Raw genomic sequence first — 9,764 nt, forward strand, 5'->3', positions numbered from 1 at the left:
CTCGACACGACCACGACGACGACGTATCAACACACCATCACCTTCGGCTCAGACGCAAAGATGGATCGCCTCAAAGTGGTCCAGCCGATGGGGTCCACCTCAGACGCTCTCGGTGGGCTGCGGCGCGGTGGTGCGCTACCACGTCAGCGCGGCCCGAGAACACGACTCCAACCACCTCACCATCGACGAGACGTGGAACGGCTTCGGGCTCATCTGCGACCTCGGGTACGCGAGCATCGGCCGGCTGAAGGCGTGCATGCAGCACGGGGTGAAGTTCGTCATCCGACTGAAGGAGAACTGGAAGCCCAAGGTGCAGGCGGTGGCTCGAGGGGACGTCACACGCACCTTCTTCGAGGGCACGGACTTCGACGCGCTGCTGGAAGACGGCACGCTGCGGCTCAATGGCAAGGCGCTCGATTTGGACGTGCACGTTGGCAGTGGCGCAGACCGACTCGCCCTGCGCCTGGTCGGCGTACCCAGCCCCAAAGGCTACTGCTTCTTCCTCACAAACCTGCCTCCCTCCATTGGACCGCTGCAGGTCGGCACCTTGTACAGAATCCGCTGGGAAGTGGAGCTCTCGATAAAGCTCGAGAAGGCGGTCTACCGCCTCGACGAAGGAATGGGCGAGCGAGTGTGCAGCACACGCGCCCGTCGTCACGCAGATGGCGTCCACGGACTGCGGCGCGGCGTGCCTCGCCATGGTGCTGGGCTACTGGGGCCGCCACGTGAAGCTGGATGAGGTGCACGCGGCCGCGGGCCTCTCCATCCGGGGCATCTCCGCCCGCGCCATCCTGGAGGCCGGCCGGCGCTTCGACCTGGTGGGACGCGCGGCCCAGGTCGACATGGACCAGCTCGACCTGCTGGAGCCGGGCGCGGTGCTGCACTGGGAGTTCCGTCACTTCATCGTCTTCGAGCGCCTGACACGCGCGGGCGTGGAGGTGGTGGACCCGGCCTTCGGTCGGCGCCGTGTTCCGCTGGAGCAGTTCCGCAAGTCCTTCACCGGCGTGGCGCTGCTCTTCGAGCCCTCGGAGACCTTCGAGACGGCGGCGCCGCGGCGAGGACCCAATCGCTACCTCCACCTGCTGCTGGGGGAGCGCCCCGCGTTGCTGCGCGTGGCGGTGATGTCGCTGCTGCTCCAGCTGTTCGCCCTGGCGCTGCCGTCGCTGACGGGCGCGGTGGTGGACCGGGTGGTGCCGGCCGGAGACGTGCCGCTGCTCGCCACGCTGGGCGCGGGGATGGCCGCGCTGGTGGGCTTCCAGTTCCTCTCGTCGCTCGTGCGCGCGCACCTGCTGCTGCAACTGCGCACGCACCTGGATGCGCGGCTGACGCTGGGCTTCCTGGACCACCTGGTGCACCTGCCGTTCTCGTTCTTCCAGCTGCGCTCGGCGGGCGACCTGATGAACCGCCTGAACAGCAACACCACGGTGCGCGAGCTGCTCACCGCGGGCACGCTGTCCGGGCTGTTGGATGGCAGCCTGGTGCTGCTCTACCTGGGGCTCCTGTTCGCCGGCAGCGCGAAGATGGGCGCGCTGGTGGCGGCGCTGGCCCTGTTGCAAGGCGCGGTGTTCCTCTTCTCCAGCCGACGTCAGCGCGAGCTGATGGCGCAGACCCTGGAGGTGAGCGCGTCGGCGCAGAACTACGAGGTGGAGCTGTTCACGGGCGTGCAGACGCTGAAGGCGATGGGGCTGGAGGACCGCGCGGTGCAGCACTGGTCCAACCTCTACGTGGACGTGCTCAACGTGTCGCTGGAGCGCGGCCGGGTGTCGGCGCTCACGGACTCGCTGACCGCGACGCTGCGGATGGCGTCGCCGCTGATGGTGATGGGGTTGGGGGCGCTGCTGGTGATGGAGGGGCAGCTCACGCTCGGACAGATGCTGGCGCTCAACGCCCTGGCGGCGGGCTTCCTGCTGCCCGTGTCGAACCTGGTGACGACGGCGTTCCAGCTCCAGCTCGTGGGCAGCTATCTGGCGCGCGTGGACGACGTGCTGGAGTCACCCGCCGAGCAGCTCCCGGGAGAGCGTCGCCGCAGCCACGAGGTGTCGGGGCGCATCCAGGTGGAGGGCGTGTCGTTCCGCTACGGGCCCCACTCGCCGCTGGTGGTGCGGGACGTGTCGGTCACCATCGAGCCGGGACAGTTCGTGGCCATCGTCGGCGCGTCGGGCGCGGGCAAGTCCAGCCTCGCGCACCTGCTGCTGGGGTTGTACCTGCCCAGCTCGGGCACCATCCGCTACGACGGCGTGCCCCTCCAGGACCTGGACCTCAAGGAGCTGCGGCGGCAGATGGGCGTGGTGCTGCAGAACCCCTCGCTGTTCCGAGGCGACGTGCGTCGCAACATCGCCTATTCGGACCCGCAGCTGCCGCTGGAGACCGTGCAGGAGGCGGCGCGCCGCGCGCAGGTGCATGCCGACATCGTGGCCATGCCCATGGGCTACGAGACGGTGCTGAGCGAGATGGGCTCCTCGCTGTCCGGAGGCCAGCGGCAGCGACTGGCGCTGGCGCGCGCGCTGGCGGCCAACCCGTCCATCCTCCTGCTGGACGAGGCGACGAATGCCCTGGACGCCCGGACGGAGCGGGCGGTGCAGGACGCGCTGGCGGAGCTGCGCTGCACGCGGGTGGTCATCGCCCATCGGCTGAGCACCGTGCGCGAGGCGGACCTCATCCTGGTGATGAAGAACGGCCAGCTGGCGGAACAGGGAACGCATGCCGCGCTGATGGAGAAGCGTGGGGATTACTTCGAGCTGGTGTCCTCGCAGGACCGTCCCCACCAGGCCGCGGGGTAGCCGCATGCGCTTCGCGCCGGACGTCATCCTGGACCTCACGCCGCTGCCGGACAGGGTGGGCGCAGTGCCGTTCACCGAGCTGTTGAACGGGCTGCTGCGTGAGGGCTTCGAGCCAGAGGGCTCGCGGCGCGTGCTCGAAGCGGCGCAAGCGAGACTGGGGCCGGGGCTGCTGCGTCCCCAGGGCGTGGACGACGGTGGCTTCCTGGTGGAGTCACCGGTGCTCTTCCCCGAGCAGGGTGCCTGGTGGTGGGTGCTCCAGCAGGGCGAGGAGCGCTGGCGCACGCGGCTGGGGGTGGAGGACGTCGCGGTGGTGGCCGGGTTCCTGCGCGCCACGGCGCTCGCCTCGACCCTGGAGCAGGTGCGCGAGGCGTGGCCCTTCGATGAGTCGGGCTGGCGCGACTCGCTCTTCGCCGCGGGGCCGCACCCCGCGCCCTGGGTGGAGCCCTCCGGTCCGGGCATCTACCGACGCGAGCATGCGAGTGTGCTCATCCGCTCGCGGACGACGTCGGTGCTGGTGGACCCGATTCCACTCCAGCGGCGGATGAATCACATCGGACTGGCACCGGGAAACCTGGCCCACGGGCCCCCCGACGCGTTGGCCATCACCCATGGGCATGTGGACCATTGGCACGTGCCGTCGATGCTGTCGCACCTGACGGACGCGAGCGTGCCGGTGCTGGTGCCGCGCGTGCCTCGCCCCAACCTGCTGACGATGCAGGACTTCGCCCAGGTGCTGGGCACGTGTGGCCAGCGCGCCCTGGCACCCCAGTGGGGCGAGACGGTGCACGTGGGCGACATCCGCGTGGACGTGCTGCCCTTCTACGGCGAGCAGCCGTCGCCGGACGGTCCGCCGCTCGCCGAGGGGTTGCGGAGCTGGGGCAACTGCTACCGCTTCACCACCGAGGACTTCAGCTGTCTGTTGCTGGTGGACAGCGGGACGGACCCGGAGGGACGGATGGACGCGGTCGTCGAGCGCTCGTGCCGGGAGCTGGGGCCGGTCGACGGGGTGCTCTCGTGCCAGCGTGAGTTCCTCTCGCCTTTCTTCGGAGGACTGAGTCACTACTGGGCCGCGCTGCCCTGGACGAGGCTGCGCGAGCTGTACGCGGACCACCTGGCCGGACGGCTGCGCAGTGCCACGGCCGGGCCCGCGGGAGTGGCCGAGGTGTGCGCCGCCGCCGGAGCACGTTGGTTCCTGCCCTACGCCAACGGCTTCGAGGGCGTGGGCCGAGCCATCCAGGACGTCGGCTGGGGCCTGGGCGAGCCGTCCGAGGCCGCCTGCGGCGCGGCGGTGCGCGAGCACCTGAGGGCCTTGGGCGTCGGCACGAAGGTGTTGGACTGGATCCCCGGGGACGTGGCGCGCTTCGAGCGCGGCGAGCTGCGGTTGGACGCCGCGCGCTGACGCCCCGGCTCAAGGCGTGGTCACGACACGGCCTCGCGCGCGGGGGCCGGGCTGGAGGTACACCTCCGCGACCAGTCCACTGGCCAGCTGGCTGCGCAGCGCATCGGACACCTGGAGCAAGGCCTCTGCCTTCTGATGGCGCGAGGAGAGGTCCACCTCGGGCGACAACCGGTCAACGACGGCGGTCAGCTCCAGATTCACCGCGGGCAGGCGCACCCGCACGGTGTCACCGGGACGCACGCTTGGAGCCAGCTGCTCCGGGATGGCGAAGCGCAATCGCATCTGTTCGCTCACCAGCCTGAGCACGGGCATGCCCATGCTCACGCGCATGCCCGGTGTGAGGTACTGCTCGGTGACCGTCCCGGTGAAGGGGGCCTTCAACCGGGCCACGTTCACGTCGCGCTCGGCCTGCGCCGCGCGGGCCGTGGTCGAGGCCAGCTGGGCCTGCGCCAGTTGGAGGTCCGCCTCCGCCAGCGCCACGTCGTTCTGCGCCGTCTCCTCGGCCTGAGCGGCGGAGAAGTCCCGGATGCGCTGCTCGCGCGCGAGTCGTTGTCTGGCCTGGGCCACGACCAGCACGGCCCGGTGCACGACCGCCTCCGACGCGCGCATGTTGGCCTGACGCGTGCCCAGCTCCAGCCGGAGAGGCTCCGCGTCCAGCGCGGCGACGACCTCGCCCGCCTGCACGCGCTGCCCCAGGTGGGCCTTGACCTCGCTCAGCTGGCCTTCCACCGCGAACACCAGGTCCAGCACCTGACTGGCCACCACGACGCCCAGCAGCGGACGCGGCGCGGAGAGCACCTGCTCCTTGGGGCCCGGCTCCGGTGTCTGCGCCAGGGCACTCGCGCAGGACAGCCACAACAGTCCCGCCAGCGCCCTTCCCTGTCCGAACCTCATCGAGTGCCTGGAGCCCATGCCGTTCGCCCAGTGTAGTCGATGTGACGGGCCTGGGCAGTGGGGCGGGCGTGACGCTTCAGCTCTTGGCCTGGTACAGCGCGATGATGTCGTGGATCTGGTCCGTGACGTGACGCAGCCCGTCCGCGGCCGCGTGCGTGGTCTCCAGGCGGGCCATCGAGGTCCGCATCAGCTCCGTCTGGTCCGACACCGCGTTGAAGATCTGCGCGACGCCCGCGGACTGCTGACTCACCACCGCGGAGATCTGCCGGACCGAGTCCGCGTTGTTCTTCACCAGCGCGGACAACGTCTTCAGCTGCTCGCCGGAGTCACGGATGCTCTCGATGCCTCGACTCATGCGCTCGCCGCCCTGTCGGGTGATCTCCACCACGCCCTGGATGCGCGTGCGCGTCTCCCCGAGCACCACCCTCACCTGCTGCGTCGCCGCCACCGACTGTCCGGCCAGCCCGCGAATCTCCCGCGCCACCACCGAGAACCCCCGCCCCGCTTCGCCCGAGCGGGCCGCCTCGATGGCCGCGTTGATGGCCAGCACATTCGACTGGTCCGCCAGGTCCTGCACCGAGCGGGTGATGCCCGCGATGCGGTCCGTGTGCGACCCCAGCGCGCGGACGCGCTCGGTGAGGTCCGCGGTCTGCTCGCGCAGCGCGGCCAGCCCCTCCACGCTCTTGCCGATGGCGGCCTCCACCGCCTCTCCCATGTCGCCGGCCTCCGCCGTGGTCTCCATCATCCGCGTCGCCTGCTGCGAGGCCACCAGCGACGTCTGGCGGATCTCCTCCGCCGTCACCCGCGTCTCCTCCAGCGCCCCCGCCTGTCGGGCCAGCTCCCGGCGCTGCTCCGCCGTCGCCTGCGTCAGGGTCCGCATGGAGTCCCGCAGCGCATCCGCCGACTCCATCAGCGGCCGCACCACCCGCTCCTCCACCGCGCGCCGGGACAACTCCAGCAGCGCCTCCCGCCGCGCCGCGTCCCGCATCTCCCGCTGCCCCTGCACACACGACGCGATGAGGAAGAGGTCCTCGAACACCACCCACGCCGTGTGCTCCAGCCAGCGCCACGACTCCAGCGCGTGGATCCCGAAGAGCGACTCCGGCCAGAACGCCCCGCGCAGGAAGTGGTCCGCCGCCACCACGCCGCTGAACGTCAGCAGCACCCGCCAGTCGCGGTAGATGGCCAGCAGCGCCAGGGAGCCGAAGATGTGGAAGTGGGTCTCGATGCGGCCGCCCATCAGGTGGATGAGCAAGCCGGACATCAACGCCTGTCCCACCGCGATGACATGGCGCGTGGAGGCCCGCCCCGACCGCGTCAGCGCCAGGGTGACGGGCAGTGCGCCGAAGAGCAGGCCCAGCCAGACAGCGGCCTCGACGTGGAAGTGGACCGAGCTCTCGAGCCCCGCCCAGGCCCTGGGGGAGAGGGTCAGCGCCGCGACGATACTGCCCAGCCACTGCAAGACCATCAACGCCGCGAACGTCCGGTCCGTGCGGCGGCTCAATGCCAGACATTGATTCGCGTGGAGCTGTTGAGACAGCGTGGCGAGCTCCGCCTCGGAAACCTGGATGCTCATCGTGGCGAAGCCCCCGTGACCTGTGAAGGTGTTCTCAACGCACAGCCGAAGACCGGCGACTCGGAGCGCTCGGCCTCTCCCGATGACAGCAACGCGCGCAGGGCCAGTCCCCCAGGACTGTCCCCCTCATGGCCGCGCGCGGAGGTGATGCCACCGCTGAAGCGCTCCGTGCCATCCGGCGCGTAGAGCACCACGTGGCCGGAGGTCAGCGCGCCCAGCTCCCGCGCCACCTGCCCGTCCACGTCCGCCAGCACCTCCACACCCGGCAAGGCCCGCGAGCGCTCCCACAGCTCCGACTGGACGAAGCCCTCGGGCGCCTCGCGGGGCGCCCAGATGTAGACCCGCGTCACCAGCCGCGCCCCCGCGAAGTGCACCAGCTTCCCCAGCTCCGTCAGCGTCGCGCGCGAGCACGCGCACTGGGGGTGGAGGAAGACGAGCAGCGCCCAGTCGCTTGGGCCAAGCGCGAGCCCCAGCGACTCCGGCACCCTCGCGGGCGGCAGGGAACGCTCACCCGCGTCATTCGCGTAGCGCCACAGCAGGCTCGTTCCCGCGATACAGGCCACGAGCCACGCGCCCACCAGACACACCAGGACACCGGGCCGTCCCACACGATGTCTCAACCCGACCTGGGTGGAGTCCCGGACTGATACAGCCACGGCGGGGGGTGGGTTATCCTGGACGGCCATTCTTGGCCATGCTGGAGAAATCCCGTGGATGTGGCAACCGTATTTCAGAGGAAGCAGGCATTGCGTGCCCAGACAGAGCATTTCCTGTCAGGCAAGACATCACTGTTTCATGAGACAAGACCCGTCGTTCCCGGTGTTTCTGGGGGCCGAGAGTCACGAGACGTTGGACGAACGTCCGACACCCAGAGCGGGGCGGCGCTCACGCACGCATGAACAGGAAGTACAGCAGCAGGCTCAGCGCCACCGAGACGAGGATGCTGCCCGCGCAGCCCAGCTGGTTGGAGAAGAAGAGGAACATGGCCGTGGAGGCAACCTAGGCATCGCCGCGCGCACTCGCACGGCGCCCCCGCAGGTCGCCCCCACCGCCCGCGCTACGCCCCGCGCTTGAGCCGCTCCACGTACTCGGCCGGCAGGCCCGCCGCCTGGGCGCCTCGCACCAGGGCCTCCACGAAGCGAGGGCTCACCGGGCCGTCCTGCGACGCGCGCCGGGGATTGGTGATGAACGCGGTGGCCTCCACCTCCTGCCCGTCCACGCGCACCTTCACCGCGCGCTCCACGCACATCCCCGTCACGAAGCCTTCCTTGTGCTGGACGATGGGCCAGTCCTGCCCGCGAATCTCGAACAGCCGCCCGAAGATGCGGCCACCCGGAGCGTCCGCCAGCCCCGCCACCCGTCCACCCCACCAGCGCGACGGGAAGTCGTAGACCAGGTCCACGTCCACCGCCTCCGCCAGCCGCCCCTCCGGCAGGTCGAAGAAGCCGTACGAGTGCTGCTGCCGCCACTCCTCGAACGCCGCCCGGTCCAGGATGGTGGAGTACGCGAAGTACAGCCGCGACACCTTCGGGTCCGCGCCCTCGCGCGCCTTCATCACCATGTCGTAGTGCGAATCCATCAGCCCTCCCTACCGGTCCCCGCGCCGCGAGGCCCCGTCCCGGAACACCGCCAGCACCCCGGACACGTCCAGGCGCGACGTCTTGATGAACAGCCGCAGCGCCCGCTCCACGTGCTCGGCCAGCGTGGCCATCTTCTCCAGCCGCTCCAGCCGCTCCAGCGGCACCCCGCCCGTCGTCTCCGCCAGCCTGCGCGCCTCCGCCAGGTCCGCGCGGATGCGCGCCACGAAGCCCGCCTCGCGCTCCTCGATGACATGGCGGACCATCCGCACCAGGTCCGTCTCCGCGCCATAGCGCCAGACGGTGTCCTGTGGCAGCCGCACCCGCTGGATGACACCCCAGCGCTCCAGGTCCCGGAGCAGCATGGAGACCCCACCCTTCGACAGGTCCAGCTCGCGCTCGATCTCCCCCGCCGTCAGCGGCTCGCCGCGCAGGTACAAGAGCGCCCACACCCGGCCCTGGTTGCGCTTGAAGCCCCAGAACTCGATGACGTTGCCCACCGCGTCCACCGCGATGGCTTCCCATGGCGCGAGCCGGCCCTCGACGACCGGCGGCTCACCGCCCGCGCTCCCGTGTCCCCCCGTCCACAGGTAGCCCTTCATGCGGCGCGTCCTTGCACTTGCTCGGCGATTCCCGCCGACAGCTTGCGCGCCCAGCCCACCAGCTCCGCCCCCGCCGGGTCCGTCGCGAAGTGCCCCAGCTTGTCCAGCGCCGCTTCGATCTCCACGTTCATCCGCGCCATGGACGCATCCACCGCGCCCGTGGCCTCGATGGCCGCGCCAATCTCCTTCGTGCGCTCGGGCGTGATCGTCGAGAAGGCCCACGCGTCCTTCAGCTTGCGGCGCAGGCTCTCGTCCTTGGCCACCGCCAGCAGGATGGGCATCGACGGGGTGCGCGAGTGCACGTCCGCGTACCGCGGCTTGCCCGCGTCCGTGCCCAGGATGTCCCGGATGTCGTCGGCGATCTGGAACGCCACGCCCAGGTGACGGCCGAACCCGTCGAAGCGCTCCACCGCCTCGGGCTGGTTCGCCAGCGTCGCCGCCGCGTGTCCACACCAGCCGAACAGCGAGCCCGTCTTGCCCTCGGCGATGAAGCGCAGCCGGTTGAGCGGCAGGTCCAGGTCTCCGCGCGCCTCCACCTCCGCGATGGCCGCGCGGGTCATCTCGGAGACCACCGACAGCGCCGACAGCGTCAGCCGCGAGTCGAGCAGCGCCAGCTGGTGCAGGCCCGTCGACAGGATGAGGTCTCCGCTCATCACCGCCACGATGTTGCCCCAGCGCGCGTTCACCGTGGGACGGCCCCGGCGGAACATGCCCGCGTCCACCACGTCGTCGTGCAGCAGGCTGGCCGAGTGGATGAACTCCGACGCCACCGCCACGTCCACCAGCCGCTCCGGAGCCACCCCCACCGCGCCGCCGAACTTCGCCTCCCACTCGCGCCGCGTGCGCGCCTCCAGGGCCTCCGGCGCCAGGAAGCGCTCCAGCGCCTTCGCGTCCGCGCCCGCGGGCACCGACTGCCGCAAGGCCTCGCTCGCGGAC

At 70.7% G+C, this 9,764-nt stretch carries 9 protein-coding genes; 3 read left to right on the forward strand and 6 right to left on the reverse strand.

What is annotated here, in order from left to right; genetic code table 11:
• Window positions 1-127: 127 nt before the first annotated feature.
• From FL311_RS36920 to FL311_RS36930, 3 genes are read left to right on the forward strand one after another with little or no spacing between them, the layout of a single operon-like run.
• Window positions 128-739, forward strand: a complete 612-nt coding sequence (locus tag FL311_RS36920; protein WP_194869516.1) for a transposase — start codon at window positions 128-130, stop codon at window positions 737-739.
• A complete protein-coding gene (locus tag FL311_RS36925) occupies window positions 663-2,780 on the forward strand; it encodes a peptidase domain-containing ABC transporter (RefSeq protein ID WP_141332381.1) in 2,118 nt (705 codons plus the stop codon). The genes FL311_RS36920 and FL311_RS36925 overlap by 77 nt, the downstream gene beginning before the upstream one ends.
• A 4-nt stretch (window positions 2,781-2,784) precedes the next feature.
• Window positions 2,785-4,179 carry an MBL fold metallo-hydrolase gene (locus FL311_RS36930; RefSeq protein ID WP_141332382.1) on the forward strand — a complete coding sequence of 465 codons (1,395 nt, stop codon included), beginning with the start codon at window positions 2,785-2,787 and terminating at the stop codon, window positions 4,177-4,179.
• 9 nt (window positions 4,180-4,188) lie between these two features.
• Here the strand turns inward: FL311_RS36930 and FL311_RS36935 are convergent, their stop codons facing one another.
• The 6 genes from FL311_RS36935 to FL311_RS36960 all read right to left on the reverse strand — a co-directional run.
• On the reverse strand, window positions 4,189-5,073 hold the full coding sequence (locus FL311_RS36935; protein WP_141332383.1) for an efflux RND transporter periplasmic adaptor subunit: 885 nt from the start codon (window positions 5,071-5,073) through the stop codon (window positions 4,189-4,191).
• A gap of 76 nt (window positions 5,074-5,149) precedes the next feature.
• Window positions 5,150-6,649: a methyl-accepting chemotaxis protein gene (locus FL311_RS36940; protein ID WP_141332384.1), complete on the reverse strand. Its 1,500-nt coding sequence runs from the start codon at window positions 6,647-6,649 to the stop codon at window positions 5,150-5,152.
• Entirely contained in the window at window positions 6,646-7,305 is a 660-nt protein-coding gene (locus tag FL311_RS36945; protein ID WP_194869517.1) for a RedB protein, read from the reverse strand. The genes FL311_RS36940 and FL311_RS36945 overlap by 4 nt, the downstream gene beginning before the upstream one ends.
• Window positions 7,306-7,706: 401 nt before the next feature.
• The gene (locus FL311_RS36950; protein ID WP_141332386.1) at window positions 7,707-8,228 is read right to left on the reverse strand and encodes a gamma-glutamylcyclotransferase; all 522 of its coding nucleotides are present in this window, start codon (window positions 8,226-8,228) and stop codon (window positions 7,707-7,709) included.
• Between the two features lie 9 nt (window positions 8,229-8,237).
• Window positions 8,238-8,828, reverse strand: coding sequence for a GbsR/MarR family transcriptional regulator (locus tag FL311_RS36955; protein ID WP_141332387.1), 591 nt, complete (start codon window positions 8,826-8,828; stop codon window positions 8,238-8,240).
• The coding region (locus FL311_RS36960) for a polyprenyl synthetase family protein (RefSeq protein WP_228557327.1) at window positions 8,825-9,764 on the reverse strand (940 nt) is incomplete at its 5' end. The genes FL311_RS36960 and FL311_RS36955, both read right to left, overlap by 4 nt.

The sequence above is a fragment of the Myxococcus sp. AB025B genome, from assembly GCF_006518215.1.
Classification (GTDB): Bacteria; Myxococcota; Myxococcia; order Myxococcales; family Myxococcaceae; genus Myxococcus; species Myxococcus fulvus.